Source organism: Kribbella sp. NBC_00482, assembly GCF_036013725.1.
In the GTDB taxonomy this organism is placed as follows: domain Bacteria; phylum Actinomycetota; class Actinomycetes; order Propionibacteriales; family Kribbellaceae; genus Kribbella.
In genome coordinates this window covers 6,858,169-6,884,042 of sequence record NZ_CP107881.1, presented here as the reverse complement: position 1 = coordinate 6,884,042, position 25,874 = coordinate 6,858,169, and the positions used below count along the sequence as shown (strand labels likewise).

The following is a 25,874-nucleotide window of genomic DNA, read 5'->3' as shown; positions in this document are numbered from 1 at the left end:
CAACCTCACTGGTCTCGACCGCGTGTCGGGTGACCAGTGGATCAGTCCGCGAACATCCCCGCAAAGGCTCGCGCGGGAGGTCAGTTGATGAGGGTGCCCAAGGGGGTGCCGTTGAGGATGGCTGAGGCGGCGCCGGGGCGGTCTATGTCGAAGACGTGGAGGGGGAGGTGGTGGTCGCGGGCGAGGATGAAGGCGGTTTGGTCCATCACGCCGAGGCCGCGGTCGATGACCTCGGCGTAGGTCAGGTGGTCGAAGCGGCGGGCGTCGGGGTGCTTGTTCGGGTCGGCGTCGTACACACCGTCGGTGCCGTTCTTCGCGACCAATAGCGCGTCGGCCTCCAGTTCCACCGCGCGCTGCACCGATGGGTAGTCGGTGGTGGTGAACGGCTGCCCGTTGCCGCAGGCAAGCAGTACGATCGAGCCCTTCTCCAGGTGCCGGAGCGCGCGCAGCCGGATGTACGGTTCGGCGAGGTTGTCGATCGGGATCGCCGTCATCAGCCGTACGCCGTGCGCACCGAGCGCCGCGAGCCGTCCACGCAGCAGCACCGCGTTGATGACGGTGCCGAGCATGCCGATGTTGTCCGCCTCGACCCGGTCGATGCCCCAGTCGTCCGCCCGGTTGCCCCGGAACACGTTCCCGCCGCCGACGACAACCGCGACCTGGACCCCGGTGGCGCGCAGCGCGATCACCTCGGTCGCGAGATGGGTGAGCCGATCGCTCGCGAAACCGAACTCGTTCGGTCCGGCGATCGCCTGACCGGACAACTTGAGCACGAGCCTGCGGTACATGCCACTCCGTTCTGAAGGCGGGGAGGCACAGCCGATCGCGACGTACCGACAGCACATCTATCACGAACCGGTTCCGCTGCGCGCCGTGGTCTGCAACGCCGACGGTGTGACTGAGTTCAAGGCGCAGAATCTAACCGGGCACGATCCGAGGAGTCGACGCTCCGGAACACGGTGTTCCAAGACATCGACCTCAGCGGCGCCCACTTCTACAACGTGAACCGGACTACGGTGGGCCTTTCCTGCTCCCTGACATAGGAGAACTCGTGACGCTGCCAGCCCCCGTCCAGGACCTGTGCGACCGCTTCCTGCTGCTGGCCGAGCAGGAGCTGCCCACGGGGCTGCTGACCGGGCTCTATCTCCATGGCGGGGTGGTCTTCGGCGAGTGGGCGCCGCGGGAGTCCGACGTCGACTTCCTCGCCACGCTCGCCCACCGGCCGGTGCCGGCGGAGGTGGAGGCGCTGCGGGGCGTCCACACACAGATGGTGGCATACTCCTCGATCCGGTTCGACGGGCCGCACCTGCTCGCCGCCGACCTGGCATGCGACCCGCGCACGCTGCCTCCGTTGCCGGAGATGATCCCCACCAGGAAACTCGAGATTCTCGCCTCGCCGTCGCGGATGATCACGTGGCACGAACTGGCGCAGGCCGGGATCACGGTCACCGGCCCAGAGCTGTCCACTCTTCAGATCTGGACCGACAAGCAGGCGCTGCATGACTACACCGTGGACAACCTCGACACCTATTGGCGCCGCAACGCCGAAGGCCTGGCCCGGGCAACCCCTGCCGACCTCCCAACAGATCAGCGCGAACGCGACTATCTGCTCACGCACTGCATCCTCGCCTCCGTGCGTCTGCACCATCTCCTGGTCACCGGCGAGATGACCGCGAAGTCGCGCGCCGGCCGCTGGGCACTGACCCACTACGACGAGCGCTGGCACCGGGTACTGACCGAGGGCCTCCGCCTGCGCGACGTCAGCGGTGCTTCCGGCTACGCAGACCAGGCCGACCTGCTCGGGGACGTCCGGGACTTCCTGGCGCACGTTGTGGAGACCGCCACTGGCAGGCCTGTGGCCCCGACAAACGCCTGATGACCACCGACCTGGTTCGCGACGGCGAGAAGGCGCGCACCGCCGGTACGCCGAGCGTGATCTCGCGACCCTGCAGGAGAGAACTGTCGGCGCAGGGTCCTAGCCTCTGGTCATGGTGTCTGAGACTGGGTTGCTGGACTGGCGGAAGTTGGCACAGAAGCTGCATGCGAGGTTCTTGATCGATGCATATGCCGATGGCGTGCGCTTCGTGGCGGCGGTGGGGGAGGCTTGTCAGGACGCCGTACCTGATCTTCGGCTCGGTGCGTCGTTCGTGGATGTCGCCACTCGGGACGCGGACCTGGCGGGACGGATCAGCGCGATCGCGGCGGAGCATGGTCTGACCGCCGATCCGGCGGCCGTGGCGCAGCTCGAGATCGGGTTGGACACGGCGGATCTGGTGGAGCTCGGCCCGTTCTGGGCGGCGGTGCTCACCGGCAGCACGGAATCCTTTACGGGCAACGACATCTTCGATCCGACGGGCCGCGTCGCCAACGTGTGGTTCCAGGGCACGACACCGCACGAGACGCCTCGCCAGCGGTTCCATCTCGACCTCTGGCTGCCGCCGGAGGTCGTGCCGGGGCGGATCGAGGTGGCGCTCGCGGCCGGCGGCAAGGTCGTGTACGACGAGGAGGCGCCGGCGTTCATCGTGCTCGCGGATCCGCAGGGGAACAAGGTCTGTCTGTGTACGGCGGAGGGCCGCTAAAACGGGAGCGCCGTACGGCGTGCTCTGCTACGGTCGTGCTGAATCTAGGAGGTGTGTGATGGCTTGCAAGGTTATCCGGTTCCGCGCCATTCCCTCCTGGTCTGCTGCCCGCTGACAAGCTGACAGCTCTTCCCGGACCGATTGGTGCGTCGCGGCGTCTGGCCGCGGGTCACGTGCGCCCTCGAACAGGTGCGCACTCCGTGCCGATCGAACCGGAGATCCCTCATGTCCTCCGTGGACATTCAGCTGCATGCTGCCCTCGCGCGCGCCGTCGCCGGCGTGCCGCATCACGAACTCCGCGGCCGCGTCGCCGCGCTCTCACACCGCTACCGCACCGAACAGGTCGTCGACACCGCCCCGGGAATGCGCGACGCGCTCGACGCCCTCGCGTACGCCGTCGTACGGATGCCGGCCACCTTCCGCGCACTCCACGTGGCGCTCGCGATGGCCGAGCGTCACGTCAGCTCTCCGTTCACCACGCACCTCGATCTCGGCGGCGGAACAGGAGCCGCGGCGTGGGCCGCCGCGTCGCTGTGGCCGGCGATCAGCACCCAGATCGTCGAACGCCAGCCCGCCGCCATTCGCCTCGGCAAGCAACTTGCCACTGGCAACTTCTCGTCCAGCTGGACCTCCGCCGACCTCCGCGACTGGACGTCACCGACCACGGTCGACCTCATCACGATCGGGTACGTCCTCAACGAACTGGCCGAGGAGACCCGCCGCGACCTCCTCCGCACCGCCGCCCAGTCGGCGAAGACGATCGTCCTCGTCGAACCGGGCACCCCGAGCGGTCACCGCCGTACGATCGACGCCCGCGAGCTCCTGATCTCCCACGGGTTCACGATCGCGGCGCCCTGCCCGCACCAGGGACCATGCCCGATCGACTGGTGTCACTTCGCCGCGCGCCTGCCCCGGACCGAGTTGCACCGGGCGCTGAAGGACGGCACCCGCAACTATGAGGACGAGAAGTTCGCGTACGTCGTCGCGACCCGCAGCCCGGTTCGCCGGGCCGCGGCGCGAGTACTCACCCGGCCGATCCGTCGCAAAGGCCAGGTCGTCCTCGACCTCTGCACCGCGGCCGGTACGTCGGAGCGCGTCGTCGTACCGAAGTCGGCCCCGGCGTACCGCGTCGCCCGTAGTGCGGGGTGGGGTGATGAGTCGCCGATGATCAGCTGATGACGAGCCGGGCGATCCGTCCGTCGATCAGGGTGAACGTGAAGTCCAGGTCGGCGGTACCGCCTGGGAAGTCGCCGTCGAGGTGATGGGTCGCGACGTAGGTCTGTTCGTCGACCTGGCGGGCGCTGGTGAGTTCGGTCGTGTAGCTGTACTCACTGGCCGAGCTCGCCAGCCAGGCGCGGATCTCGTCGTGGCCGCGATAGGTCTTGCCGTCGTCAGTGACCTCGGCGTCGTCGGCGTACCAGCGCATCGCCGCCGGGACGTCCCGGGTGACGTGGCTGATCAGGTATTTGGTGATCGTGTCAGGCAGCACGCTGAGGAGGTTGCCGCCTCTCGTCGGGGGAGACGCAAGGAGTTGACTCTCTCCCGGCGGGAGGGTGCAGGCTGAGCGGTGTGCGGAGCGGAATGACGATCGGCGAGTTCGCGCGGGCGACGCATCTGAGCGTTCGCACGCTGCGGCGGTACCACGAGAGCGGATTGCTCGAGCCCGCGTCCGTCGACGCGTCGAGCGGCTACCGGTACTACGCCGTCGAGCAGATCCCGTCCGCTCAGGTCATCCACCGGCTGCGCGAGCTCGACGTACCGCTGGCAGAGGTCGGCAAGATCATCGCCACCGACGACCCGGACCGGCGCGCGGACCTCGTCGCGGTTCATCTCGAACGGTTGCAAGAGACGCTCGAACGGACCCGAGCGGCCGTGACCTCCTTACAACGGTTGCTCAGGCCCGCTCCTGGTGACCTCGAAGTCGAGCTCCGCTCGGAGCCTGCCACGTTGGTTGCCGGCATCAAGGACGTCCTGTGTCTGGACGAGGTTCTCCCGTGGTACGACGGTGCGATGGCCGAGCTCGACGCTGCCGTCGCCCAGCCGGTCGGTCCGCCGGGCGGGCGCTACGACGACGAGCTGTTCGCCGAGGGCCGCGGGACCGTTCTCGTCTACTACCCCGTGGCCGAGGCGCCGTCGCACGGCCGGGTGCGCCCGGTCGAGCTGCCCGCCGTCGAGCTCGCAGCCACGATCCACCATGGTCCCCACGACGACATCGACGTCACCTACGGTCGGCTCGCGACCTGGGTGCACGAGCACGCCCTGGCTGTTGCTGGACCGGTGCAGGAGACGTACACGGTCGGCCCGCGAGACGACCCGGATCCGGCGGCCTGGCGCACCGGCATCGCGTGGCCTGTCTTCCGCGTCAGCTGAGCGGTCTCAGAGTTCGTAGCCGCCGGAGGCTTCCACGGTCTGCGCGGTGATCCAGCCTGCGTCGGAGGAGCTGAGGAACGCGATGACCTTGCCGAGGTCGTCGGACTCGCCGATCCGGCCGAGCGCGGTGCGTTCGGCGATCGGCGGGATCAGCTCCGGGTACTGGGCGAACGCGTCGTCGCCGAGACGGGTCCGGGTGACGCCGGGAGCGACGGCGTTGACCCGGATCCGGCGGGTGCTGAGCTCCTTCGCGAGGTAGCGGGTGAGCACGATCTGCGCGCCCTTCACGCTTGCGTAGACGGAGTACCCGGGCGACGGGCGCGCCGACTCGAGCGCCGACGTACTGGTCGTGTAGACGATCGAGCCGTGGTCGGCGATCAGCGGGAGGAGAGTCTGGGTGAGGAAGTACGGCCCTTTCAGGTGGACGTTCACCATCTGGTCGAACAGGTCCGCGGTCGTGTCCTCGAACATCACCGGAGGTTGCCCGACACCGGCGTTGCTGACGAGGAAGTCGAACGATGTGCGGTCCCATCGCCGCAGTACGTCGGTGAGCGCGGTGCGGAACTCGGTGAACGTGTCAGGGCGACCGACGTCCAGCGGCAGCGCGACCGCCGTACCGCCGTCCTTCTCGATCCGTTCGACCGTCTCCAGGCCGCGTTCGCGACTGCCGCGATAGGTGAGGACGACCGCGGTGCCGCGTTTCGCGAGCTCGAATGCCGCGGCTTGGCCGATGCCGGAACTTCCGCCGGTGATCACAGCTACATGCATGATCGTGCACAACTCCTACTGGTCAGGAACAGGTACCTCACCAGTACACGAGTAATTGCAGGCGGAGTGTTAGACCAATGCTCGCGACGACTTGCCTGATCCTGCTCGATCGCGACTCGGCGGCGTACCGAACTCGCGCCGGTACTCGCGGCTGAACTGGGACGGGCTGTCGTAGCCGACGGCGTACCCGGCGCTCGTCACGTCCTCGCCGAGCCCGACCACGCGCAGCCGCGCTTCCTGCAGGCGGATCTTCTTCTGGTACTGGATCGGGGTCAGCTCGGTCACGGTGCGGAAGTGCCGGTGGAACGCCGACGTACTCATGCCGGCCATCGCTGCGAGGTCCTCGACCCGGAACGGCTCGGTGTAGTGGTCGCGGATCCAGCGGATGACGCGCGCGACGTGCGACAGGCTGCTGTCGGCGAGGCCGATGTCCCGTACGGCGGCACCTTGTGGACTGCGGAGCAGGCGCCAGAGGATCTCGCGCTGGACGAGCGGCGCCAGTACGGGTGCGTCGTCAGGCTCGTCGACCAGGCGGAGCAGGCGGATGACCGCGTCGACCAGTTCCGTCGAGGCGCGGCTCACGCTCAGGCCGCGGACGGGTCCACCCGGCTTCTCGGCCGCGTCGAGCAGAAGCTCGGCGATGATCTCCGGCTTCAACGCGAGACCGACGCCGAGGCAGGGTACGGCGGGCGACGCCTCGACGAAGTGGCCCGTGACGGGTAGGTCGACCGATACGACGAGGTAGTCGCCGGCGCCGTACTCGAAGACCTGCTCCCCGAGCGCCAGCCGCTTGCGGCCCTGAGCCACCAGCGCGAATGTCGGCGAGGCGAGGCTGGACGTCGGCGGGGTGGGCGCTGTCACGACCGACAGCAGGAGCCCGTCGATCGTGCCTTCACGCCCTGCCGCATTCACGATCAGCTCGCGCAGCTCATCCATGACGGGTTTGTCAGGCGTCGAGGAAGGTGGTGACGGTGTCGAGGACCAGGGGAGTGCGGGCGAGACCGGTGAAGTGCGTCGTACCGGGGAAGATCGCCAGCTGGGAGGCGGGGACGCCCACGAAGTCGCCGTTGACGTCGCCGCCGCGGAGCTGGTGGAAGCGGACGGCATGCTCGAGCTTCACCGCGTCGGAGTCGCCGAACGTCAGCAGCGTGGGCGCCTCGATGCCACGGATGTCGTCGTCGCTCCATCCGCTCATGCCGCGGTCGTAGCTGCCGAGCTTGTCGAGCAGCGTCTGCAGGTGCTCGTGGTCGGGGTGCGGCGACTTCGCCAGGTAGTCGGCCTCCATCGGCGTGCCGGCGATCATCTCCACCTTCATCGAACCGACCGCCTCCGCGTTCTCTTCACGGTCACCGGACGGGTTGAACGAGACCGACGAGATGATCGCCTTCCGTACCAGCTCCGGGTACTCGATCGCGAGGTACAGCGCGACCGCGCCGCCGACGCTGAACCCGAACAGGTCGGCCCTCGGTACGTCGAGGCGCGCGAGCAGCGCCACCACGTCCGAGGCCAGCTCCGCCGTACCGAGTGGGCGGTCGATGTCGTTCGTGTAGCCGTGTCCCTGGAAGTCAGCGGCGATGACCTTCCGCCCGGCCGACAGCCCTTCGAGCAGCTCCCCGAACTGCAGGTCGATGTTGAACAGGCCGCCGTGCAGCAGCACCAACGGCGTACCGCCCTCGCCGTGCACTTCGTAGTACATGCGCAGCCCGTTGACGTCGGCGTACCCAGTCTGCTTGCTCACAGTTCTCCCACCAGTAGACAAAACGGATGTCCCGCCGGATCCGCCAGGACGTACAGCGGTTCGCCCTCGTCGGCGGTCCGGTCGTACAGAAGCCTTGCACCGAGCTCCTCGGCGCGCTGCCGGTGCCGATGGAGTTCGTCCACCGACGGTACGGCGTAGTCGAGGTGCATCTGCTTCGGTACGCCGTCCGACGGCCACGTGGACGGCGTCAGCTCATCGACCTGGTTGATCGCCAGCTGACGATTCCCGTCCTCGTCGACCAGCACGAGCCAGCCGGCATCGTCCGCCGTTCCGTCTGTCGGTGGCTCGTCGCCGGGGCGGTACCGCAGCCCGAGCAGCACCCGATAGAACTCGGCCAGCCCACGCCAATCCACCGCATCGAGCGCGGTGTGCATGCGCTGCGGATAGGTGGACCCGACCTCGAAGCGGACGATGACGAGCTCGTCGCTCGGCTGGAGCTCCGGGTAGTAGTCACGGAGCCCCGGGAGGACGTCGGCGGCGGTCGCGAAGCCGTCCTCGCGGGCCTCGTCGTCGGTCACGCTGTCGACGCGCTTGGCGAGGGTCGACACGATCCGCCCGGGGATGCGGACCTCGTCGTCGAACTCGAACACCAGGGTCGCCGGACCGACCTCGACGGGATCGTTGAAGCGCATGGTGATCCGCTTCGTGCCGGCGCGGACCGTGTCGAGGTGCGTGGCACGGAAGCGGAGCTCCTGGAGGCTCATGCCGACCGAGCCTACGTGCTGCGGAACGAACGTCGGTAGCTATTCGGGGGTACGCCGACTACGCGTTGGAAGTGGCGGCGGAGGGTGGTGGCGGTTCCGAGGCCGGTGGCCGCGGCAACCTTTTCGATTCCGTCGTCGGTGGACTCGAGGAGTTGCTGCGCTCGGCGGACGCGTTGGGTCAGGAGCCATTGGAGTGGCGTCTGGCCGGTGACCGAACGGAACTGCCGACCTAGGTGTCGTGGGCTCGTGTTGGCACGCTTCGCCAGGTCGGTGACGGTCAGCGGCTGGTCCAGACGCTCCTGCGCCCAGGCCAGTAGCTGCGCGAGCGAGTGATCGCCGGTGACCTGCACTGGGGTCGCCACGAACTGTGCCTGTCCTCCGGCCCGATGCGGCGGTACGACGAGGCGCCGGGCGATCGTGTTCGCGATGGTCGCTCCGTGGTCGAGATGAATCAGATGCAGACACAGATCGACCGCCGCCGCTTTGCCCGCCGCCGTCAGCACGTTGCCGTTGTCGGTGTAGAGCACGTCCGGATCCACGACAGCCTCCGGGTACCGCGCGCTCAGCACGTCGGCGTGCGCCCAATGCGTGGTGGCCCGCCGTCCGTCGAGCAGTCCGGCCGCGCCGAGTACGAACGCGCCGGTGCACAACGACGCGATCCTTGCCCCGGCCTCGTATGCCGCCCGCACCGCATCGGCGAGTTCGGCCGACACCGGCTCGTCGACATCCGCGAGCGCCGGCACCAGTACGGTGTCCGCCCGCGCGATCGCGTCGAGCGGTTCGGTCGGCTCGACCATGAACGGCCCGACCTGTACCGGCCGCGGTCCGCACAGGCGTACGTCGTACCACTCGTCGACTTCGAGTGGTGGATTGCCGAAGATCTCGTACGCGATCCCGAGCTCGAAGTGGAGCAGGTGTCCGACGGTGGCGAGTGCGACGGTGTGCATGTCCGAAAGTGTACGGATGGTGTCGTTCCGGACTCTCACGCCGGGTGGTCGAAACCGGCGAGACTCGTCCCCATGAACGCAATCGTGGTGTACGGCGCCACCGGTCACACCGGCCGCTTCGTCGTCGAGGAACTCCTCCGGCAGAACCTTCCCACCGCTGTCTCCGGACGCAACGCTGCTGCACTCGCCGAGCAGTGGGGCGACCTCGACGTACGGCCGGCTGCCGTCGACGACCCACACGCACTCGACCTGGCCCTGAAGAACGCTGCAGCCGTGATCAACGCCGCCGGGCCGTTCGCCACGACCGCCGACGCGATCATCGACGCGGCCGCCCGCGCGGGCATCCCGTACGTCGACGTCGCGGCCGAACTCGAGGCGAACGTGGCGACGTTCGCTCGGGAGAGCGCTCTTCCGGTGATCCCGGCGATGGCGTTCTACGGTGGGCTCGGCGACCTGCTGACGACCGCGGCGCTGGGGGAGCGGACCACCGCTGACGAGGTGCATGTGGCCTACGGGCTGAGCAGTTGGCATCCCACGCCGGGCACGCGCGCCGCCGGTCAGGTTTCGCACGACCGGCGGAACGGGAGCCGTGTGCGGTTCAGCGGCGGTCGTCTGCAGTACCACCAGGACCAGTCGGTGCAGGAGGACTGGGTGTTTCCGGATCCGCTCGGCCGGCGCCGCGTGATCGCCGAGTTCACGATGGCCGACGTGATCACGATCCCGTCGCACATCGCCGTACCGGAGGTCCGCACGTACATGACGCTCGAGGCCGCCGGTGATCTCGCGAACTCGGAGACGCCGGCGCCTGCTGCCGTTGACGAGTTGGGTCGGTCGGATCAGACGTTCGTGGTGGATGTCCGGGTGCGGACCGGCGGAGAGGAGCGGCGGGCGACGGCGACCGGGCAGGACATCTACGCGATCTCGGCGCCGCTCGCGGTCGGCGCGGTACGCCGGATCCTTGCCGGCGAGACGCGTACGTCCGGGGTGGCGTCGGCCGGGGCGATGTTCGACGCCGTCGAGTTCCTCAAGGATTTACCGCTGACACTCGACCTGCCGTAAACCACTTCCCTGCGGGAGAATGTTGCGCCTGCTGTGTTCTTCGAAACCGCCCTTGAAGAGCTGGAGGCCGCCCGCCATGCCCGACATTCCCCACAGCAATCTCCATCGCCGTGACTTCCTCCGGCTGACGGCCGCCGGTGCCGCCGCCGGAACGGCGGGGAGCGCTCTCTCCGCGTTCCCGGCTTATGCCCGCGCCGCCGCTGACATCGACTACACGGCGCGCAAGACGTTCGATGACTGGGACCGGCTGTTCCAGGAGGGTGGTCCCGGGCAGCCGGATCAGCCGAACGACAACACGAACCGCGACGGCCGCTCCGGCATGCTCGCCTGGAGCCAGTCGTACGTGCTGCTCGGTCTGGTCCGCATGTACGAGAAGCACCGCGACACGTACTACCTGGACCGCCTCATCGACAACGTCGACCAGGTGCTCGCGGTCCGCGACAGCGAACGCGGCGTCACGGACTACCGCGGTCTCTCCCTCCCCGCCTGGCGAGCCGACCACCCGTACACGACCGGCTACGCAACCCTTGCCGACAGCAACGGCCAGCCGCTGCTCGACCTCCGCGAAGCGCTGTCGTACGCCGAGGACACCACGGTCACCGTGACCGCCGGGACCCGTCCGGACACGTTCACCGTCCAGCTCGTCAACACGTTCGTGAACCGCACGGTCACGCTCTCCGACCTCTCTCTGGATCCGGCGAGCCCCGACTACGCGGTGAGCCGCATCTACGCAGCGGCCCCCGGACCGCTCCAGCTCACGGCCGCCGATCGACGGCCGACGCCCCGCGCAGGCGACGTACCGCAGCTCGGCACCTACGAGATGCACTGCAAGCCGGTGATCTTCGCCGTTCACACCGGGATGATCACGTACCCGATCGCGAGCTTCGTCCGGCTCGTCGCCGGCTCCCCGGTTCTCCGCCGGCGCTACCACCGGAAGGCGGACGAGTACCTCAGGGCCTGCCGCGAGGCGGTCGCCGTGCACGACTGGGAGTACGAGAGCGACCAGAACGGCGGTCACCTCATCTGGCCGAAGGGGCAGCCGCTCGCGTACGACGGGTGCGAGCAGCCGATCAACCAGTCGGTCGGCCTCGGGCAGACGCTGGTCGAGCTCGCGCTGGCAACCGGAGAGATCGGTTACCGGCGGAAGGTCGCCGCGATGGGGCGGATGCTCGCCGGTCAGCTGACGGTAGATGCCGGGGACGCCAGCGTGTGGCACTACTGGCCGGCGGGCGGCCGCATCTACGAGGGGTTCACGAAGACGGGAAACCCGGAGAGCGATCTCTCGATTTTCACGCCGTCGGGCGGTCCGGCGCGGCAGTTCGAGGACATCAGCCACGGCGCGATCGACGTGGAGTTCGCCGTCCGGGCATTCCGTGCGCGGCTCGCGTTCACGGGCCGGGACATGGAGCGGCTCGCGCGTACGTTCACCCAGAACGTCGCGACGACCGACGCCGACGGGCTCCCCGCCGTACACACAACCGTCGGCGGCACCGCGATCGGCGCGGCCTCGGTCGCACACCAGGCCCCGCGCTGGATGCAGGTGAGCCCGTGGGACCCGCGGGTTCACGCACACTGCCTCGCGCTCTACAACCGCTATCAGCCGACACCAGAACGCGACGGTCAGCAGGCAATCGGGTTCGGCTGGCTACTGGCGAACGTCGCGTACCTCAACTGGGCAGCTCGGTGACCGAACTCGACCAACTGGTGTCGACGCTCGATGGCACCACCGGCCGCTGATCACCGGTCCCGCGCGGAGGAATGACTTCGGTCGGCTGACATGGCAGGATTCCTACGGTGAGTAGCGGTACGACGGATGAGCAGCGCCTGCTGGACCTGGCGCGGCTGCGGCGTGTGAAGGATCGGATCGACCGGGAGTACGCGCAGCCCCTGGACGTCGAGGCGCTCGCGCGCGGCGCGCACATGTCGTCGGGCCACCTGAGCCGCGAGTTCAAACGCGCTTACGGAGAGTCGCCGTACGGGTATCTGATGACCCGGCGGATCGAGCGGGCGATGATGCTGCTGCGGCGCGGCGGGATGAGCGTCACCGACGTCTGCTTCGCGGTCGGCTGCCAGTCGCTGGGCACGTTCAGCACCCGGTTCGCCGAGCTGGTCGGGATGCCGCCGAGCGTCTACAAGGAGAACGCCGGCGACGCCACGCTCGGCATCCCGTCGTGTGTGGCGAAACAGGTGACGCGACCGATCAGGAATCGAGAAGCATCTCCGACGTCCGGCAGCTAGGTTGACGCCCATGCAGATCAAGATTCTCGCCAGCTTCCTGCCGCACACCGATCCCGAGGAGTCGCTGAAGTTCTACCGCGACATCCTCGGCTTCGAGGTCCGCACCGACGTCGGGTACGGCGGCATGCGCTGGATCACCGTCGGCCCGCCCGGCCAGCCGGACACGGGGATCGTGCTCTGCCCGCCGTTCGCCGACCCCGGGATCACCGAGGACGAGCGCCGCACGCTCGGCGAAATGATGGCGAAGGGCACGTACGCCACCGTGGTGCTCCAGACCGACGACATCGACGGACTGTTCGAGCGGCTGCAGGCGACCGACGCCGAGGTGATCCAGGAACCGGTGGACCAGCCGTACGGCGTCCGCGACTGCGCGTTCCGCGACCCGGCCGGCAACCACATCCGGATCAACCAGGCATCCTGAAACGACTCTGGGAGAAGACATGAGCCGCGACGAACACGTTGCCGACAGCCACGACCTGATCCGGGTGACCGGGGCCCGGGTGAACAACCTGAAGGACGTCAGCGTCGAGATCCCGAAGCGCCGGCTGACCGCGTTCACCGGGGTGTCCGGGTCGGGCAAGAGCTCGCTCGTGTTCGGCACCATCGCGGCGGAGTCGCAGCGGCTGATCAACGAGACGTACAGCGCGTTCGTCCAGGGCTTCATGCCCAACCAGGCTCGCCCGGAGGTCGACGTACTCGACGGCCTGACCACCGCGATCATCGTCGACCAGGAGCGGATGGGCGCCAACCCGCGCTCCACGGTCGGTACGGCGACCGACGCGAACGCGATGCTCCGGATCCTGTTCAGCCGGATCGCGAAACCGCACGCCGGCCCGCCGACGGCGTACTCGTTCAACGTCCCGAAACGGACCGCGACCGGTTCGCTGAAGACCGACAAGGGCGCCGGGGAGACGAAGGTCGTCCGCGAGGCCGTGTACGCCGGCGGCATGTGTCCGCGCTGCGAGGGCATGGGTTCGGTGACGGACTTCGACCTGACCGCGCTGTACGACGAGAACAAGTCGCTGAACGAGGGCGCGCTGACGATCCCCGGGTACAGCATGGACGGCTGGTACGGGCGGATCTTTCGGGGCGCCGGGTACTTCAACCCGGACAAGCCGATCAAGAAGTACACCAAGAAGGAACTGCACGACCTGCTGCACCGGGAAGCGACCAAGATCAAGGTCGAGGGCATCAACCTCACCTACACCGGCATCATCCCGGCGATCCAGCGGTCGTTCCTGTCCAAGGACGTGGACGCGATGCAGCCGCACATCCGCGCGTTCGTCGAGCGGGCGGTGACGTTCACGATCTGCCCGGACTGCGGCGGGACCCGGCTGAGCGCCGAGGCGCGCGCGTCGAAGATCAAGGGCAAGAACATCGCGGACCTGTGCGCGATGCAGATCACCGACCTGGCCGCGTGGATCCGCGCGCTCAAGGAGCCGTCGGTCGCGCCGCTGCTGAACGCACTGGGCGACGCGCTCGACGCGTTCGTGGACATCGGCCTCGGGTACCTGTCGCTGGAGCGGCCCGCCGGCACGCTGTCCGGCGGCGAAGCGCAGCGGACGAAGATGATCCGCCACCTCGGGTCGTCGCTGACCGACGTCACCTACGTGTTCGACGAGCCGACGATCGGCCTGCACCCGCACGACATCCAGCGGATGAACGAACTCCTGCTGCAGCTGCGCGACAAGGGCAACACCGTCCTCGTCGTGGAGCACAAGCCGGAGACGATCGCGATCGCCGACCACGTGATCGACCTCGGTCCCGGCGCCGGCTCCGGCGGTGGCGAGGTGGTGTTCGAGGGGACGCTCGACAAGCTGCGCACCAGCGGGACGCTGACCGGGCGGCATCTGGACGACAAGGCCTCGGTCAAGTCGTCCGTGCGGTCCGGTTCGGGCGCGCTGGAGATCCGCGGCGCCTCGACGAACAACCTGCAGGACGTGAATGTCGACGTACCGCTCGGTGTCCTGGTGGTCGTGACCGGGGTCGCGGGGTCGGGGAAGAGTTCGCTGATCCAGGGGTCGGTCGCCGATCTCGAGGGTGTGGTGGCGATCGATCAGGGTGCGATTCGCGGGTCGCGGCGGAGCAACCCGGCGACGTACACGGGGCTGCTGGACCCGATCCGGAAGGCGTTCGCGAAGGCGAACGGCGTGAAGCCGGCGCTGTTCAGCGCGAACTCCGAGGGCGCCTGCCCGGCCTGCAAGGGCGCGGGCGTCATCTACACCGAGCTCGGCGTGATGGCGACCGTCGAGGCCCCGTGCGAGGAGTGCGAGGGGAAGCGGTTCCAGGCCGCCGTGCTGGAGTACACGTTCGGCGGGAAGAACATCGCCGAGGTGCTCGCGATGCCGGTCTCGGAGGCGCTGCCGTACTTCGCCGAGGGCGAGGCGCGGACGCCCGCCGCGGAGAAGATCCTGGAACGGCTCGCCGACGTCGGGCTCGGGTACCTGTCGCTCGGGCAGCCGCTGACGACCCTGTCCGGCGGTGAGCGGCAGCGGCTGAAGCTGGCCACGCACATGGGGGAGGCAGGCGGCATCCTCGTCCTCGACGAGCCGACCACCGGCCTGCACCTGGCCGACGTCGAGCAGCTCCTCGCGCTGCTGGACCGCCTGGTCGACTCCGGCAGGTCGGTCATCGTCATCGAGCACCACCAGGCCGTGATGGCCCACGCCGACTGGATCATCGACCTCGGTCCCGGCGCCGGCCACGACGGCGGCAAGGTGGTCTTCGAAGGCACCCCGGCCAACCTGATCAAGAAGCCGAAAACACTGACCGCGAAGCATCTCGCGGAGTACGTCGCCTGAACTGCTGCCGGAACTGATCAGGAATCGAGAAGCAGCCGGAAGCGGTCGCGAATAGCGTGAGAGTCACTGAACGTCAGGGGCAACCGCCCCCCGGAATTGGAGACGAAATGACTGGCACGCAAGGCGTCAACACGATCCTGCACCCCGTGACCGACCTCGAGAAGGCCAAGCCGGTGTACACCGCTCTGCTCGGTGTCGAGCCGATGGCCGACTCCCCGTACTACGTCGGGTACGAGGCCGAAGGTCAGCAGATCGGGCTGGTCCCGAACAGCGACATGACCTCGCCGATCGCGTACTGGCACGTGGCCGACATCGAGGCCAAGATCAAGGAGATCACCGAGGCCGGCGGCACGCTCAAGGACGCACCGAAGGACGTCGGCGCCGGGCGGCTCGTTGCCACCCTCACCGACCCCGACGGCAACATTCTCGGCATTCTCCAGGACCCGTCCTGATCATGTGCCACGTCCCGGAGGAGTACCGAGCGGCGCTGTTCGGCGTACGCCGTCAGCCGGAGGAGGCCGCCGCCGTCGAGGAAATCCCCGTGTGCGCGGACGAGCAGCTGAGGCATGATCTGGTGCATGGGCGACCCGATCCAGCACGTTCTGTTCGACGCTGACGGCGTACTGCAGGATCTTCCTGGCGGTTGGTACGCGGCCATGGAGCCGTACGTGGGCGACCGGGCCCGGGACTTCCTCCACGAGACCTGGTCCGACGAGCTGCCGATGCTCGCCGGACGTGGTGACTATCTGCCGGTGCTCGCGGCGTCGCTGGAGAAGTACGGCGTGAGCACACCGGCGACCGAGGTGTACGACGCGGTGTGGAAGAACATCGTGCTCATCGAGGAGTCACTCGACATCGTGCGGACCCTGAAGCGGAAGGGGTACGGCGTACACCTCGGCACCAACCAGGAGTGCTACCGCGGCGCGCACATGCGGGAGGTCCTCGGGTACGACGACCTGTTCGACGTCAGCTGCTACTCGTACGACCTGGGCGTCGCGAAACCCGACCCGGTCTTCTTCACCCGCGCCGCGGAACGCATCGGCGCCGACGCGGACTCGATCCTGTTCATCGACGACACCGCCAAGAACATCACCGGCGCCCGCACCGCCGGCCTCCACGCCGAACAATGGGACTTCACCCAGGGCCACACCACCCTCCACACCGTCTTCACCAAGCACGGCGTTACGGCCGCCTAGGTCACTCGATGACGATTTCGACCGGGATGTTGCCGTGGGTGGCGTGGGAGTACGGGCAGATGTTGTGGGCTGCTTCGATCAGTTGGCGGCCGGGTTCGCCGCGGAGGTGGTCGGGGAGTTCGATTCGCAGTACGGCGGCGAGGGTGAACCTCCCGGTGGTGGGGACGAGGCTGATCTCGGCGGTCACCGCGACGTCTTTGGCGTCCAGGTTCTGGGCTTGGCCGATGCGGTCCAGGACTGTGGAGAAGCAGGCGGCCCAGCCGGCGGCGAGTAGTTGTTCGGGGTTGAGGCCGTCGCCGGTGCCGCCGAGTTCCTTCGGGAGGGCGAGTTGGACGTCCAGCTGGCCGTCGGTGGTGACTGCGCGGGCGTCGCGTCCGGAGGAGGTTGCTACTGCTGTGTAGGTGGGATTCATGCGGACCACGATCCGGGGCGATGGGGGAGTGGCTCAATTACCTCTTGGTTAATGGATGCGCGGCGTGCGCCCGCCGTACGCTGATTTTGTGACCGTGTTGGAAGAGCCGCAGACCGCCGGGGAGATGCTTCGCTTCTGGCGGATGCACCGTCGATTGAGTCAGCTTGAGCTGTCGCTCGATGCTGAAGTGTCGACCAAGCACCTGAGTTTCGTGGAGACGGGACGCGCGCAACCGAGCCGGCAACTGCTGGTCCATCTCTCGAACCATCTCGACCTGCCGCTGGCCGAACAGAACCGGTTGCTGCTCGCGGGTGGGTTCGCGCCGCGGTACCTCGACGAGCCGTACCACTCCGACGCGATGCTCCCGCTCCGCGAACCGCTGCACCAGCTCCTCGACGCGCACATGCCGAACCCGGCGCTCATCGTCGACGGCCTGTGGAACCTGATCGACGCGAACGACGCCGCCTCGATCCTCTGGGACGGCGTCGACCCCGAACTCCTCAAGCCGCCGATGAACATGCTGCGCCTCGCCCTCCACCCCGGCGGCCTGCCCAGCATCTCGTCCATGACGGCGGCGTGCAGTGTCCCGCTCATCCACCAACTGAAACGCAAGAGTCGCGACACCGCCGACCAACCACTCGCGGACCTCCTCGAAGAGCTCGAGCCCTACCTCCCCGACAAGCCCATCACAGGCCCGTCCCAACAGCCCATGGTCACCCTGGACCTCCAAACCCGCCTGGGCCCCATCCGCCTCTTCACCCTGATAGCCACCATCGGAGCCCCCTTAGAAGTAACAGCCGCCAACCTGGCCATAGAAACCTTCCTCCCCACAGACCCCACCAGCGCCAACCGCCTCCACGCACTAGCCGACGCCAAGCCACAATGACGGCTCCCATGGGTCAGCCCGTCCAGAACGCTGCCCGCACCGCCCTCGTGGAACTCTGCGAGTCCGGCTCGCCGGTCGTGCGGCCCGAAACCGTCGACAAGATCCTCGCAGTCGCCGTACGCCGCTGGCAGTCCTTCCACCGCCGGAACGACCGCACCCCAGACATCAACACCCGCACCAACGACCTGGCCAAAGGCCTCCTCAACACGTTCGAACCCGCACCAACGCTCGCCGGCCCCCTCCAATCCGACTACCACCACCTGGCCACAGCCCTCGCCAACGTCTTCGCGACCGAGTAGTCGGGCACATCGAGGGTTTCCGGAACTTTTTCGGCACCAGCTGACGAAAATGTTCCGAAAAGCTGCGGCACGAGCACGTATCTCGGTTGCAGTCGGACGGGTGTCGTCGTTTGACTGGGTGTTGTGGCCGAGGGCGAGCATGCTGCGAAGAACCGCGTGGTGTGGGATGAGCGATACAGCGGGTGGTTCGGTGGGCGCGCTGCTGAGCAATGGGCGGCCGAACCGCACTGGGGGAGCAGCTCGCGACCGCTGCCGCGCTGCAGCGGGAGTTCGGGCTGGTGTTTCCGCTCATCCACGGTAACGCCGAGGACGTGCCGTTGCCGGACGCCACTTTCGATGTTGCGATCAGCGAGTACGGCGCGAGCAGTTGGTGCGACCCCACGCTCTGGATCCCGGAGGCCGCCCGACTGCTCCGTGCCGGCGGTCAACTCATCTTCCTGCGCAACTCCACACTCCTCGAACTCTGCACAGCGCCCGGTGCCGACGCCCGCGACCGACCGCCTCAGCCGCCCGTACGCCGACGTCGCGCGAATCGACCGTACCGACGGGGGCACGCACTTCCAGCTCCCCACCGGACAGATGATCAAGGTGCTACGCGACTCCGGATTCGTGGTCGATGAGCTCACCGAGTTCGTCGTACCGCCGGATGCTCGCTCCGACTACGCGTACGTCACGCCGGACTGGGCATCCAGCTGGCCCAGTGTGGAGGTGTGGAAGGCGACGCTCGTTTAGGGTCGGTGGCGTTGGAGGAGTTGGCGGGAGGACTCGAAGCCGAGCCGTTCGTAGACCGGTACTGCCTTGCGGCCGGAGTGGACTGTCACGTGGAGGGCGCCGGCGCCCATCGCGTGTTCTGAGGCAGCTTTCACGAGTGCCGACCCGATCCCGCGGCCGCGGGCGTCCGGCATGACGAAGACGCTCTGGATGTCCGCGGACATCCGACTCGTCGCTCCAGGCCTCGGAACGCGTGGGACGAGCGCAACCCACGCCATGCCGACGATCTCCGGCTGATCAAGCCGCGCGACGTACGCCACGTGCATGTCCTCACGAGCGGCCCACCACTTCCCGAAGTCCGCCGTGAAAGCGTCGATGGCCTGCTGCTCCAGCTGCTCGTCGCTGCTGTTCAACCACAGCAACCGCGCCAGCCCAGCGACATCGTCCCCAGTAGCCTCACTGATCCGCACGACCTAAGTCTGTCATGGACGCCAGTGCGGGCGGTCCGTTTCGAGAAGCCGGAGCCAGATCTCGCTGATCGTCGGGTACGCCGGGACTGCGTGCCAGAGGCGATCCAGCGGGACATCACCGGCGATGGCGATCGTCGCCGCATGCAGCAGTTCGGCGACATCGGGCCCGACCGCCGTGAACCCGATCAGGACGTTGCGGTCGGCATCGACAATCATCCGCGCTTGACCGCGGTAGTCGTCGGCGTGCAGCGCCGCGCCTGAGACCGCTCCGAGGTCGTAGTCGACGATCCGGATGTTCTTGCCGGCAGCCGCCGCGGCTTCGGCGGACAGGCCGACTGCGGCAACTTCGGGATCGGTGAAGATCACCTGCGTCGCGGCACGTTCGTCGGCCGTGACCGCGTGCCGTCCCCACGGACTCAGGTCGAGCTCCTCGCCACGAGCTCGTACGGCGATCGCGTCGCCCAGGGCGCGACCTTGGTACTTGCCGTGATGGGTGAGAAGGACACGCTTGTTCACGTCGCCTGCCGCGTACAGCCAACCCTCGCCGACACGATCGCCGTCATCGTCGACAACAGCGAGTGTGTCGTCGACGCGCAGCCAGTCTCCCGGCGTGAGGCCGACGTGATCCAGGCCGAGGTCCTTCGTGTTGGGCGTGCGTCCGGTCGCGACGAGAACCTCGTCAGCTTCGACCGTCGCGCCGTCGGAGAGCGTCAGCTGTACGGCGTCGGAGTCTCGACGAGCCTCAGCGACCTCGACATCCAGGTGAAGAGACACACCCGCCGTACGGAGAGCGTCGGCCACCTGATCACTGGCGAACGGCTCCACTCCGGGCAGCAGCCGGCTCTGCGAGACGAGCGTCACCTGCGAGCCGAGCGCGCTGAAGGCGGTCGCCATCTCGGAGCCGACCACGCCGCCACCGATGATGGCCAGCCTCGGCGGGATGTTCTGTACGGCGGCTGCCTCGCGGCTCGTCCACGGTGCCACATCGGCCAGGCCGCGGATGGGCGGCAGGTGGGCGCTGCTGCCGGTGGCGATCACGACCGCGTGACGTGCTTGCACGGTGGTCGTCGTACCGTCCGTTTGGGTGACGGTGACGGTACGGGTCCCGGTGATGCGTCCGTGTCCGCGGACGAGGTTGATCCCGGCGTGGTTCAGCCACTCGACCTGGCCGGAATCGCTCCAGTTGGAGGCGAACCGGTCACGCCGAGCGAGCACCCCGGTCGGGTCCAGTTCGCCGGTGATGGTTTGGCCGGCGGCCGGCAGTGCGCGAGCGGCGCGGAGGGCCGCGGCGTCGCGGAGCAGGGCTTTGGTCGGCATGCAGGCCCAGTACGAGCACTCGCCGCCGACGAGTTCGTGTTCGACGATCGCCGCGGTCAGGCCGCCCTGCACTACTCGGTCGGCGACGTTCTCACCAACCGGTCCGCCACCGATGATCGCGACGTCGAAGAGCTTCTCGGTCATCTCAGTGCGCCTTCGCGGCGAGGCGCTGCAGACGGATTGCGGAGATCAGGAAGAAGATGCCGCCCAGGATCGCGTACCCGGCAACGCTGGTGAGCGAGGGCTTCGCACCACCGGCCATGAGGATGAAGCTGCTGCCGGCGAGGACCGAGATGCCGCCGCTGAGGATCATCGCCCACTGGCCACCGAGCCGGTACCGCAGGATCGCGACGATCAGCTGGACGATGCCCGCGGTGATCGCCCAAGCGCCCCAGACCCGCAGCACGCTCGGGATCCCGGAACCGGCAGCGACGGCCAGTCCGATCGCGGTGAGCAGGCTCAGCGCCATGTTGACGTAGAGCGGCGCCTTCGGTCGCGACGTACCCGAGGAACGGAAGTCGACCACCGCCGCCGCGACATCGAACAGCGGGTAGATCACCAAGAGAGCGGTTGCTCCCGGGTTGATCTTCTTGGCGATCGCCATCATCAGGACCGCCCAGACGATGGCGAACCCGAAGCGGACGTAGTACAGCGTGCGCAGCGTCTTCGTGCTGTCGGCGGCGCCGGCCACCGTGCCGGTGGCTGCTGCATAAGAACTGGACACCAGTTGCCTCTCAAAGGATGTAGATAGAACGATCGGTACACCTGGAGCGTGCCGCAAGTTGTCAACCGTTGTCAAGACCGATCGTTCTATCTGCTACGGTCGGAGTTGTTGAAGGGATCGGAAGGGGAGGCGGTATGTCGGAAGCACGGTCGCGACTGCTCAGCACGGCCACTGGGCTCTTCTACGCCGAAGGCATTCGCGCTGTCGGCGTGGACCGGGTCATCGCCGAGGCTCAGGTAACACGCGCCACGCTGTACCGGCATTTCTCGAGCAAGGACGACCTGATCGTGGCGTACCTGACGCAGGCCGACGAGGCGATCCGTGCGCAGGTGAACGCCGCGCGGGCGCAGGACGAGAGTCCGGCCGACATCATTCGAGCCGTCAGCCGGTCCATCGCCGACGACATTCAGAGCACCGGCTTCCGGGGCTGCGCGTTCCTCAACGCCGCCGCCGAGTACCCGGACCCAGCCTTCGCCGTGCACCAGGCGGTCCTCAAGCACCGGCAGTGGTTCCTGTGGGCGATGGTCGAACTCTTCACCGGCCTCGGGAAGATCGACGCCGAGCCCGCCGCCCGGCACTTCGTGATGCTCCGGGACGGCGCCATGGCCGCCGGCTGTCTGACCGACCCGAAGCCTGTCGTCGAAACCTTCCTCCGCGGAATCGAAGGCCTTCTCAGCTACCGCAGTCGCGAAGGACAAGCTCTCGGATAGCGTCGTCGGATGCTGACCGCCGACAGTCACGTGCACAGCCAGTGGTCGTGGGACGCGTTGCACGGCTCGATGGAGGCGACGTGCGAGCGGGCCGTCGAGATCGGCGTACCGGCTCTCGTGTTCACCGACCACGCCGACTTCACGCCGTGGACCATCTCCGACGGCACGGAACTCCCCGCAGCGTGGCAGACCTTCGTCAGCGGCGGAATTCTGACCCCGCCGGCCTTGGATCTGGACGGGTATCTGCAATCCCTGGAGCACTGCCGCGAACGGTTTCCGGATCTGCGGATCCTGTCGGGCGTCGAGCTCAGCGAACCGCACTGGCACCTCGACTCGGTCGAGAAACTCCTCGGGGCCGGCGACTTCGACCTGGTGATCAGCTCGGTGCACTCGATGACTACCGACGCCGGCCTGGGCGAGATCTCGCTGGCGTACGACGCCCGCCCCGCCGCCGAAGTGGTCCGTGAGTATCTGGCCGAGACGCTGCGGATGATCGAGCAGTACGACGGATTCGACGTACTAGCGCATCTCGACTACCCGCTCCGGTACTGGCCTGCCGCCGTTCCCTTCGATGCAACTGCGTTCGAGGAGGAGCTCCGGGCGGTTCTGCGGGCGCTCGCTGACAGTGGAAAGGCGCTGGAGATCAATACCAAGGTGCCTTTGGAGCCACGGATTCTGCGGTGGTGGCATGCCGAAGGGGGCGACGCCGTCACGTTCGGCAGCGACGCGCACGAGCCGGCGCTGCTCGGTCGGGGATTCGCTGACGCGGTCGTGATGGCTGAGGCTTGCGGGTTCCGCCCGGGGCCGGCGCCGTGGAGCGCGTGGGTGCGGAGCGACTGTTAGGGTCGGCCGAGATGGACGGGGATCTTCAGTTGGCGTTCGGTGCCGTGGAGCTGGCGGCTGACGTTGCTGTCGGGTATTTCGGGGCTGGGGTCACGGCGACGTTGAAGGCTGACGGTACGCCGGTCACGGAGGCCGATCGGGCCGTCGAACGGCTGCTCCGCGAGACCTTGTCGGAGGCTCGGCCCGGTGATGCGTTCCTGGGGGAGGAACTGGGGGAGTTGGGCGATTCCGATCGGGTCTGGATCCTCGATCCGATCGATGGCACCAGGTTCTTCAGCGAGGGTGATCCGAACTGGCGGATCCAGATCGCCCTGGAGGTGCGAGGGGTCACCGAGCTCGCGGTGGTCGCATCTCCCGCGCTAGGACGTTGCTGGTGGGCGACGCGAGGCGGCGGTGCGTTCGAGTCGTCGTGGCCACGTGACGACGTACGCCGCCTCGAGGTCAGTACGACGGCGTCGCCGAAAAACGCTGTACTGGTTGCTCTGGACAACGACTCCGGAGCTCGCCTTGCCGGGGCTCGCCCGCCGTCGAGCCCGCTGCCGTTGATCGAACTCGTCCGCGGCGAGCTCGACGCGTTCCTCGTCGAGCGCTACCACAAGTGGGATCACGCGCCGTGGATCCTGATCGTCGAAGAGGCCGGCGGCCGCTTCACGAACCGCACCGGCAGCAACTCGGCCGACCAAGGCGGCGGCCTGTACTCGAACGACGCCCTCCACAACCACCTACTCTCCGCCCTGCACTACCCATCGCGTCCCTGACGGAGCACCCCGGCTATCACGGGAGGAACCGTTCCGGGCGAAAGTCAGCGAGCATCTCGTCTCGCTGACCGCTGACGATCTCCGACGCGAGCAGCCGGCCGATGACTGGACCGAGCGTGATGCCGCTGTGGGAAACGGCCTCGTAGTAGCCCGGCACAGACGGCACCGCTCCGACCGAGGGAAACCCGTCGATCGGGATCGGCCGTTCGACGACCCGTGTCTGCGCGATGCGGGAGCTGCTCAGCTCGGGTACGACGTACCGCGCCGCTTCATGCAGCCGCCGGGCCAGCTCGGCAGGATCTTCGCCGGTGTCGATGAGTGCATCGATCTCGCGGCTGTGGAGGACGACCGAGTCCTTGCCGTCAGGACGGATCTCGATGTGCGGCGCGTGCATCGCCCGGTGAACTGGGACCTGAGTACAGCTGAGCCGCGTGACGACGCCGGGTTCGCGGCGCATCGGTAGATCCCGTGCGATGAGCCCGGCGATGTCGGAGGCGCTCGGGCCTGCCGCGTTCACGATGACGTCGAGCCTGGTCCCATCGGACAGCCCAACGGCAGGCCCACCGGCATCGATCTCACGGACCGCAGCGCCGAACCGGTGCTCGGCGCCGGCTGCGACTGCGTCACGGATCAGGCAGCCGACGAGCTGGCGCCCGTGCACCCAGGCTTCGTCGGGATAGTACGCGACGGGCACCTGGTCGGGTATGGCGACTGCGGGTTCGAGGTGGCGGCGTACGTCGGCTCCTGTCTGCACCTCAACCCGATAGTCCCAGCGAGCCAACAGATCTGCTGTCTTCAGGAGGTGCGCCGGATCGTCGGCCCAGCGCAGGTGGCCGGTGGGATGCCACCACGGGTCTGGCCCGATGGCGGCTGCGAGTTCGCGGTACGCCGCTATGCCCGCGACGTTCAGGTCGAAGTAGGACTTGCGGGCGGTCTTGTTGCTGGCGTTGACCCACGAGAACGACCAGTTCGTGACGCCTTCGCCCGGCCGGCCCGCGTCGACGAAGATCACCTTCGCGCCGAGCCGGGACAAGTTCCAGCCCACGCAGGCTCCGAGGATACCGGCTCCGATGACGGCAGCCTTCATCGCCGATGCTCCTGATCGCCCTTGTTCACAAGGGTTCTTGCCCAGCGATCAGCGTGATCGCCGAGGAGTTCGTCGGTGAGGCGGCCCATCGCGACGAGCAGGCCGATGGATCCGGCTGTGATGAGTACTGCGAGCAACATGTGATTCATCGTCGAAGAGATCGACGCACGGTGACAGTGGCAAGAATGCCGTTCTCCGATAGATTCTGGTCATGCATCGAATCGCAGTCCTCGCGGTCGACGGGATCCACAGCTTCGACCTGGCGATGCCGCTGCAGGTGTTCAGCACGGCGCATTCGCAGGAGAAGGAGCCGGGGGAGTTCTTCGGGCCGCGGCTGTACGACGTACGGGTTTGCGGGGATGGTCGCGACCTGCTTGTCGCGGGCGTCGGGGGAGTGGAGATGTACCGGCTCACCCCGCCGTACCCGTTGGCCGACGCGCTCGACGCGGACACCATCGTGGTCATCGGCGTACCCGCAGGCCGTGAGCCGATGACCGAAGGGCTCGATCTGCTGCGAGAGGCACACCGGCGTGGCATCAGGATCGCCTCGATCAGCGCCGGCGGCGCCCGGGTGATGGCGGCGTCCGGTCTGCTGGACGGCCGGCGGCTGGCGACGCACTGGTCGCGCGCGGACCTCCTCGCGGAACGATATCCGCAGGTCGTGGTCGACACCGACGTGCTCTACATCGACCACGGCGACGTACTCACGTCAGCCGGCGCCGCCAGCGGCATCGACATGTGCCTGCACATGATCCGGCAGGACTTCGGATCCGCGGTCGCCGCCGATGTCGCCAGGCACATGGTCGTGCCACCACAACGCGACGGCGGCCAAGCGCCGTACATCGCACACCCGGACCCCGGAGACGATCACGGATCACTCGAGCCGACGATGCGGTGGATACGAGAACGCCTGGGGGAGCCGGTGACCCTGGCGGACATCGCGTCGTACGCCGGGTTGAGCCCGCGCACGCTCAACCGGAGATTCCGCGAACAGACCGGTACGACGCCACTGCAATGGTTGCTGCGGCAACGAGTGCATCATGCGCAGGAACTGCTGGAAACCACTGACCTGTCCGTCGAGGAGATCTCAAGGCACTGCGGCTTCGGTACGTCGATCGCGATGCGCCAGCACTTCGCCAAACACATCAGAACCTCACCGATGACGTACCGCCGCACGTTCCGCGCCCGAGCTGACCCTTGATGGTGGCCAACTTTGTCGGGCAGGGCGACGTCTCA

Annotated in this window: 31 protein-coding genes and 1 pseudogene; 19 read left to right on the top strand and 13 right to left on the bottom strand. The window is 67.7% G+C overall.

Annotated features, from left to right (window positions below; genetic code table 11):
- Window positions 1-80: 80 nt before the first annotated feature.
- Window positions 81-788, bottom strand: a complete 708-nt coding sequence (gene pyrH, locus OHB24_RS33430) for a UMP kinase (protein WP_131338144.1) — start codon at window positions 786-788, stop codon at window positions 81-83.
- A gap of 263 nt (window positions 789-1,051) precedes the next feature.
- On the opposite strand from pyrH, the gene OHB24_RS33425 reads away from it, so the two are divergent.
- The 3 genes from OHB24_RS33425 to OHB24_RS33415 all read left to right on the top strand — a co-directional run bounded on the left by OHB24_RS33425 (window position 1,052) and on the right by OHB24_RS33415 (window position 3,755).
- Window positions 1,052-1,876: a hypothetical protein gene (locus OHB24_RS33425; RefSeq protein WP_327634878.1), complete on the top strand. Its 825-nt coding sequence runs from the start codon at window positions 1,052-1,054 to the stop codon at window positions 1,874-1,876.
- A 112-nt stretch (window positions 1,877-1,988) separates the two neighbouring features.
- Entirely contained in the window at window positions 1,989-2,579 is a 591-nt protein-coding gene (locus tag OHB24_RS33420; protein WP_327634877.1) for a VOC family protein, read from the top strand.
- Between the two features lie 225 nt (window positions 2,580-2,804).
- Window positions 2,805-3,755, top strand: a complete 951-nt coding sequence (locus tag OHB24_RS33415; protein WP_327634876.1) for a small ribosomal subunit Rsm22 family protein — start codon at window positions 2,805-2,807, stop codon at window positions 3,753-3,755.
- Here the strand turns inward: OHB24_RS33415 and OHB24_RS33410 are convergent.
- On the bottom strand, window positions 3,748-4,068 hold the full coding sequence (locus tag OHB24_RS33410) for a nuclear transport factor 2 family protein (protein WP_327634875.1): 321 nt from the start codon (window positions 4,066-4,068) through the stop codon (window positions 3,748-3,750). The genes OHB24_RS33415 and OHB24_RS33410 overlap by 8 nt on opposite strands.
- 80 nt (window positions 4,069-4,148) lie before the next feature.
- Between OHB24_RS33410 and OHB24_RS33405 the strand changes: the two genes are divergently transcribed.
- A complete protein-coding gene (locus OHB24_RS33405) occupies window positions 4,149-4,949 on the top strand; it encodes a MerR family transcriptional regulator (RefSeq protein ID WP_327634874.1) in 801 nt (266 codons plus the stop codon).
- 6 nt (window positions 4,950-4,955) lie between these two features.
- Here the strand turns inward: OHB24_RS33405 and OHB24_RS33400 are convergent, their stop codons facing one another.
- The 5 genes from OHB24_RS33400 to OHB24_RS33380 all read right to left on the bottom strand — a co-directional run bounded on the left by OHB24_RS33400 (window position 4,956) and on the right by OHB24_RS33380 (window position 9,127).
- Complete coding sequence (locus tag OHB24_RS33400; RefSeq protein ID WP_327634873.1) at window positions 4,956-5,717, bottom strand: SDR family NAD(P)-dependent oxidoreductase; 762 nt, start codon at window positions 5,715-5,717, stop codon at window positions 4,956-4,958.
- A 69-nt stretch (window positions 5,718-5,786) separates the two neighbouring features.
- Window positions 5,787-6,653: an AraC family transcriptional regulator gene (locus tag OHB24_RS33395; RefSeq protein WP_327634872.1), complete on the bottom strand. Its 867-nt coding sequence runs from the start codon at window positions 6,651-6,653 to the stop codon at window positions 5,787-5,789.
- Window positions 6,654-6,663: 10 nt separating this feature from the next.
- Window positions 6,664-7,455 carry an alpha/beta fold hydrolase gene (locus OHB24_RS33390; RefSeq protein WP_327634871.1) on the bottom strand — a complete coding sequence of 264 codons (792 nt, stop codon included), beginning with the start codon at window positions 7,453-7,455 and terminating at the stop codon, window positions 6,664-6,666.
- Window positions 7,452-8,180, bottom strand: a complete 729-nt coding sequence (locus OHB24_RS33385; RefSeq protein WP_327634870.1) for a VOC family protein — start codon at window positions 8,178-8,180, stop codon at window positions 7,452-7,454. The genes OHB24_RS33390 and OHB24_RS33385 overlap by 4 nt, the downstream gene beginning before the upstream one ends.
- Before the next feature lie 11 nt (window positions 8,181-8,191).
- Complete coding sequence (locus OHB24_RS33380) at window positions 8,192-9,127, bottom strand: helix-turn-helix domain-containing protein (RefSeq protein WP_327634869.1); 936 nt, start codon at window positions 9,125-9,127, stop codon at window positions 8,192-8,194.
- A gap of 72 nt (window positions 9,128-9,199) precedes the next feature.
- Here OHB24_RS33380 and OHB24_RS33375 point away from each other — a divergent pair, with 72 nt between their 5' ends.
- The 7 genes from OHB24_RS33375 to OHB24_RS33345 all read left to right on the top strand — a co-directional run bounded on the left by OHB24_RS33375 (window position 9,200) and on the right by OHB24_RS33345 (window position 16,421).
- Window positions 9,200-10,186 (top strand): NAD(P)H-binding protein, encoded by a 987-nt coding sequence (locus OHB24_RS33375; protein WP_327634868.1) that lies wholly within the window; start codon window positions 9,200-9,202, stop codon window positions 10,184-10,186.
- A 76-nt stretch (window positions 10,187-10,262) separates the two neighbouring features.
- Complete coding sequence (locus OHB24_RS33370) at window positions 10,263-11,873, top strand: hypothetical protein (RefSeq protein ID WP_327634867.1); 1,611 nt, start codon at window positions 10,263-10,265, stop codon at window positions 11,871-11,873.
- Window positions 11,874-11,980: 107 nt separating this feature from the next.
- Window positions 11,981-12,424 carry a helix-turn-helix transcriptional regulator gene (locus OHB24_RS33365; protein ID WP_327634866.1) on the top strand — a complete coding sequence of 148 codons (444 nt, stop codon included), beginning with the start codon at window positions 11,981-11,983 and terminating at the stop codon, window positions 12,422-12,424.
- Window positions 12,425-12,434: 10 nt separating this feature from the next.
- Window positions 12,435-12,845: a VOC family protein gene (locus OHB24_RS33360; RefSeq protein WP_327634865.1), complete on the top strand. Its 411-nt coding sequence runs from the start codon at window positions 12,435-12,437 to the stop codon at window positions 12,843-12,845.
- Between the two features lie 19 nt (window positions 12,846-12,864).
- A complete protein-coding gene (locus OHB24_RS33355; protein ID WP_327634864.1) occupies window positions 12,865-15,225 on the top strand; it encodes an excinuclease ABC subunit UvrA in 2,361 nt (786 codons plus the stop codon).
- 107 nt (window positions 15,226-15,332) lie between these two features.
- A complete protein-coding gene (locus tag OHB24_RS33350) occupies window positions 15,333-15,677 on the top strand; it encodes a VOC family protein (RefSeq protein WP_327634863.1) in 345 nt (114 codons plus the stop codon).
- A gap of 126 nt (window positions 15,678-15,803) precedes the next feature.
- Window positions 15,804-16,421 carry an HAD family hydrolase gene (locus OHB24_RS33345; RefSeq protein WP_327634862.1) on the top strand — a complete coding sequence of 206 codons (618 nt, stop codon included), beginning with the start codon at window positions 15,804-15,806 and terminating at the stop codon, window positions 16,419-16,421.
- A 1-nt stretch (window position 16,422) separates the two neighbouring features.
- Here the strand turns inward: OHB24_RS33345 and OHB24_RS33340 are convergent, their stop codons facing one another.
- A complete protein-coding gene (locus OHB24_RS33340; RefSeq protein WP_327634861.1) occupies window positions 16,423-16,833 on the bottom strand; it encodes an Ohr family peroxiredoxin in 411 nt (136 codons plus the stop codon).
- Window positions 16,834-16,921: 88 nt separating this feature from the next.
- Between OHB24_RS33340 and OHB24_RS33335 the strand changes: the two genes are divergently transcribed.
- The 4 genes and pseudogenes from OHB24_RS33335 to OHB24_RS33325 all read left to right on the top strand — a co-directional run bounded on the left by OHB24_RS33335 (window position 16,922) and on the right by OHB24_RS33325 (window position 18,750).
- Window positions 16,922-17,719, top strand: a complete 798-nt coding sequence (locus tag OHB24_RS33335) for a helix-turn-helix domain-containing protein (protein ID WP_327634860.1) — start codon at window positions 16,922-16,924, stop codon at window positions 17,717-17,719.
- An 8-nt stretch (window positions 17,720-17,727) separates the two neighbouring features.
- Window positions 17,728-18,018, top strand: coding sequence for a hypothetical protein (locus OHB24_RS33330; protein ID WP_327634859.1), 291 nt, complete (start codon window positions 17,728-17,730; stop codon window positions 18,016-18,018).
- Between the two features lie 209 nt (window positions 18,019-18,227).
- Window positions 18,228-18,410: pseudogene (locus tag OHB24_RS43375) on the top strand (methyltransferase domain-containing protein); the annotation flags it as partial.
- 85 nt (window positions 18,411-18,495) lie between these two features.
- Entirely contained in the window at window positions 18,496-18,750 is a 255-nt protein-coding gene (locus OHB24_RS33325) for a hypothetical protein (protein ID WP_327634858.1), read from the top strand.
- Here the strand turns inward: OHB24_RS33325 and OHB24_RS33320 are convergent.
- The 3 genes from OHB24_RS33320 to OHB24_RS33310 are packed head-to-tail and all read right to left on the bottom strand — an operon-like array spanning window position 18,747 to window position 21,240.
- Complete coding sequence (locus tag OHB24_RS33320) at window positions 18,747-19,199, bottom strand: GNAT family N-acetyltransferase (protein WP_327634857.1); 453 nt, start codon at window positions 19,197-19,199, stop codon at window positions 18,747-18,749. The genes OHB24_RS33325 and OHB24_RS33320 overlap by 4 nt on opposite strands.
- Before the next feature lie 12 nt (window positions 19,200-19,211).
- Window positions 19,212-20,660 (bottom strand): dihydrolipoyl dehydrogenase family protein, encoded by a 1,449-nt coding sequence (locus tag OHB24_RS33315; protein ID WP_327634856.1) that lies wholly within the window; start codon window positions 20,658-20,660, stop codon window positions 19,212-19,214.
- 1 nt (window position 20,661) lies between these two features.
- On the bottom strand, window positions 20,662-21,240 hold the full coding sequence (locus OHB24_RS33310) for a hypothetical protein (protein WP_327634855.1): 579 nt from the start codon (window positions 21,238-21,240) through the stop codon (window positions 20,662-20,664).
- A 134-nt stretch (window positions 21,241-21,374) separates the two neighbouring features.
- Here OHB24_RS33310 and OHB24_RS33305 point away from each other — a divergent pair, with 134 nt between their 5' ends.
- The 3 genes from OHB24_RS33305 to OHB24_RS33295 are packed head-to-tail and all read left to right on the top strand — an operon-like array spanning window position 21,375 to window position 23,551.
- Window positions 21,375-21,950 carry a TetR/AcrR family transcriptional regulator gene (locus OHB24_RS33305; RefSeq protein ID WP_327634854.1) on the top strand — a complete coding sequence of 192 codons (576 nt, stop codon included), beginning with the start codon at window positions 21,375-21,377 and terminating at the stop codon, window positions 21,948-21,950.
- A 9-nt stretch (window positions 21,951-21,959) separates the two neighbouring features.
- On the top strand, window positions 21,960-22,793 hold the full coding sequence (locus OHB24_RS33300) for a histidinol-phosphatase HisJ family protein (protein WP_327634853.1): 834 nt from the start codon (window positions 21,960-21,962) through the stop codon (window positions 22,791-22,793).
- An 11-nt stretch (window positions 22,794-22,804) separates the two neighbouring features.
- Window positions 22,805-23,551 carry an inositol monophosphatase family protein gene (locus tag OHB24_RS33295; RefSeq protein WP_327634852.1) on the top strand — a complete coding sequence of 249 codons (747 nt, stop codon included), beginning with the start codon at window positions 22,805-22,807 and terminating at the stop codon, window positions 23,549-23,551.
- 16 nt (window positions 23,552-23,567) lie between these two features.
- Here OHB24_RS33295 and OHB24_RS33290 read toward each other — a convergent pair whose 3' ends face one another.
- Together OHB24_RS33290 and OHB24_RS33285 are read right to left on the bottom strand one after the other, a co-directional pair.
- Window positions 23,568-24,638, bottom strand: a complete 1,071-nt coding sequence (locus tag OHB24_RS33290) for an NAD(P)/FAD-dependent oxidoreductase (protein WP_327634851.1) — start codon at window positions 24,636-24,638, stop codon at window positions 23,568-23,570.
- Window positions 24,635-24,778 carry a hypothetical protein gene (locus OHB24_RS33285; RefSeq protein WP_327634850.1) on the bottom strand — a complete coding sequence of 48 codons (144 nt, stop codon included), beginning with the start codon at window positions 24,776-24,778 and terminating at the stop codon, window positions 24,635-24,637. Before OHB24_RS33285 ends, OHB24_RS33290 begins: the two co-directional genes overlap by 4 nt.
- Window positions 24,779-24,849: 71 nt before the next feature.
- Between OHB24_RS33285 and OHB24_RS33280 the strand changes: the two genes are divergently transcribed.
- Window positions 24,850-25,839: a GlxA family transcriptional regulator gene (locus tag OHB24_RS33280; protein ID WP_327634849.1), complete on the top strand. Its 990-nt coding sequence runs from the start codon at window positions 24,850-24,852 to the stop codon at window positions 25,837-25,839.
- Window positions 25,840-25,874: the final 35 nt, after the last annotated feature.

Excerpts from the sequence above, each read along its gene's own strand:
- OHB24_RS33400 (WP_327634873.1), bottom strand. The coding sequence starts at position 5,717 with ATGCATGTAGCTGTGATCACCGGCGGAAGTTCCGGCATCGGCCAAGCC.
- OHB24_RS33285 (WP_327634850.1), bottom strand. The coding sequence starts at position 24,778 with ATGTTGCTCGCAGTACTCATCACAGCCGGATCCATCGGCCTGCTCGTC.
- OHB24_RS33305 (WP_327634854.1), top strand. The coding sequence starts at position 21,375 with ATGTCGGAAGCACGGTCGCGACTGCTCAGCACGGCCACTGGGCTCTTC.
- OHB24_RS33350 (WP_327634863.1), top strand. The coding sequence starts at position 15,333 with ATGACTGGCACGCAAGGCGTCAACACGATCCTGCACCCCGTGACCGAC.
- OHB24_RS33360 (WP_327634865.1), top strand. The coding sequence starts at position 12,435 with ATGCAGATCAAGATTCTCGCCAGCTTCCTGCCGCACACCGATCCCGAG.
- OHB24_RS33290 (WP_327634851.1), bottom strand. The coding sequence starts at position 24,638 with ATGAAGGCTGCCGTCATCGGAGCCGGTATCCTCGGAGCCTGCGTGGGC.
- pyrH (WP_131338144.1), bottom strand. The coding sequence starts at position 788 with ATGTACCGCAGGCTCGTGCTCAAGTTGTCCGGTCAGGCGATCGCCGGA.
- OHB24_RS33300 (WP_327634853.1), top strand. The coding sequence starts at position 21,960 with ATGCTGACCGCCGACAGTCACGTGCACAGCCAGTGGTCGTGGGACGCG.
- OHB24_RS33370 (WP_327634867.1), top strand. The coding sequence starts at position 10,263 with ATGCCCGACATTCCCCACAGCAATCTCCATCGCCGTGACTTCCTCCGG.
- OHB24_RS33315 (WP_327634856.1), bottom strand. The coding sequence starts at position 20,660 with ATGACCGAGAAGCTCTTCGACGTCGCGATCATCGGTGGCGGACCGGTT.
- OHB24_RS33330 (WP_327634859.1), top strand. The coding sequence starts at position 17,728 with ATGGGTCAGCCCGTCCAGAACGCTGCCCGCACCGCCCTCGTGGAACTC.
- OHB24_RS33345 (WP_327634862.1), top strand. The coding sequence starts at position 15,804 with ATGGGCGACCCGATCCAGCACGTTCTGTTCGACGCTGACGGCGTACTG.
- OHB24_RS33385 (WP_327634870.1), bottom strand. The coding sequence starts at position 8,180 with ATGAGCCTCCAGGAGCTCCGCTTCCGTGCCACGCACCTCGACACGGTC.
- OHB24_RS33375 (WP_327634868.1), top strand. The coding sequence starts at position 9,200 with ATGAACGCAATCGTGGTGTACGGCGCCACCGGTCACACCGGCCGCTTC.
- OHB24_RS33340 (WP_327634861.1), bottom strand. The coding sequence starts at position 16,833 with ATGAATCCCACCTACACAGCAGTAGCAACCTCCTCCGGACGCGACGCC.
- OHB24_RS33395 (WP_327634872.1), bottom strand. The coding sequence starts at position 6,653 with ATGGATGAGCTGCGCGAGCTGATCGTGAATGCGGCAGGGCGTGAAGGC.
- OHB24_RS33420 (WP_327634877.1), top strand. The coding sequence starts at position 1,989 with ATGGTGTCTGAGACTGGGTTGCTGGACTGGCGGAAGTTGGCACAGAAG.
- OHB24_RS33415 (WP_327634876.1), top strand. The coding sequence starts at position 2,805 with ATGTCCTCCGTGGACATTCAGCTGCATGCTGCCCTCGCGCGCGCCGTC.
- OHB24_RS33280 (WP_327634849.1), top strand. The coding sequence starts at position 24,850 with ATGCATCGAATCGCAGTCCTCGCGGTCGACGGGATCCACAGCTTCGAC.
- OHB24_RS33380 (WP_327634869.1), bottom strand. The coding sequence starts at position 9,127 with ATGCACACCGTCGCACTCGCCACCGTCGGACACCTGCTCCACTTCGAG.
- OHB24_RS33295 (WP_327634852.1), top strand. The coding sequence starts at position 22,805 with ATGGACGGGGATCTTCAGTTGGCGTTCGGTGCCGTGGAGCTGGCGGCT.
- OHB24_RS33355 (WP_327634864.1), top strand. The coding sequence starts at position 12,865 with ATGAGCCGCGACGAACACGTTGCCGACAGCCACGACCTGATCCGGGTG.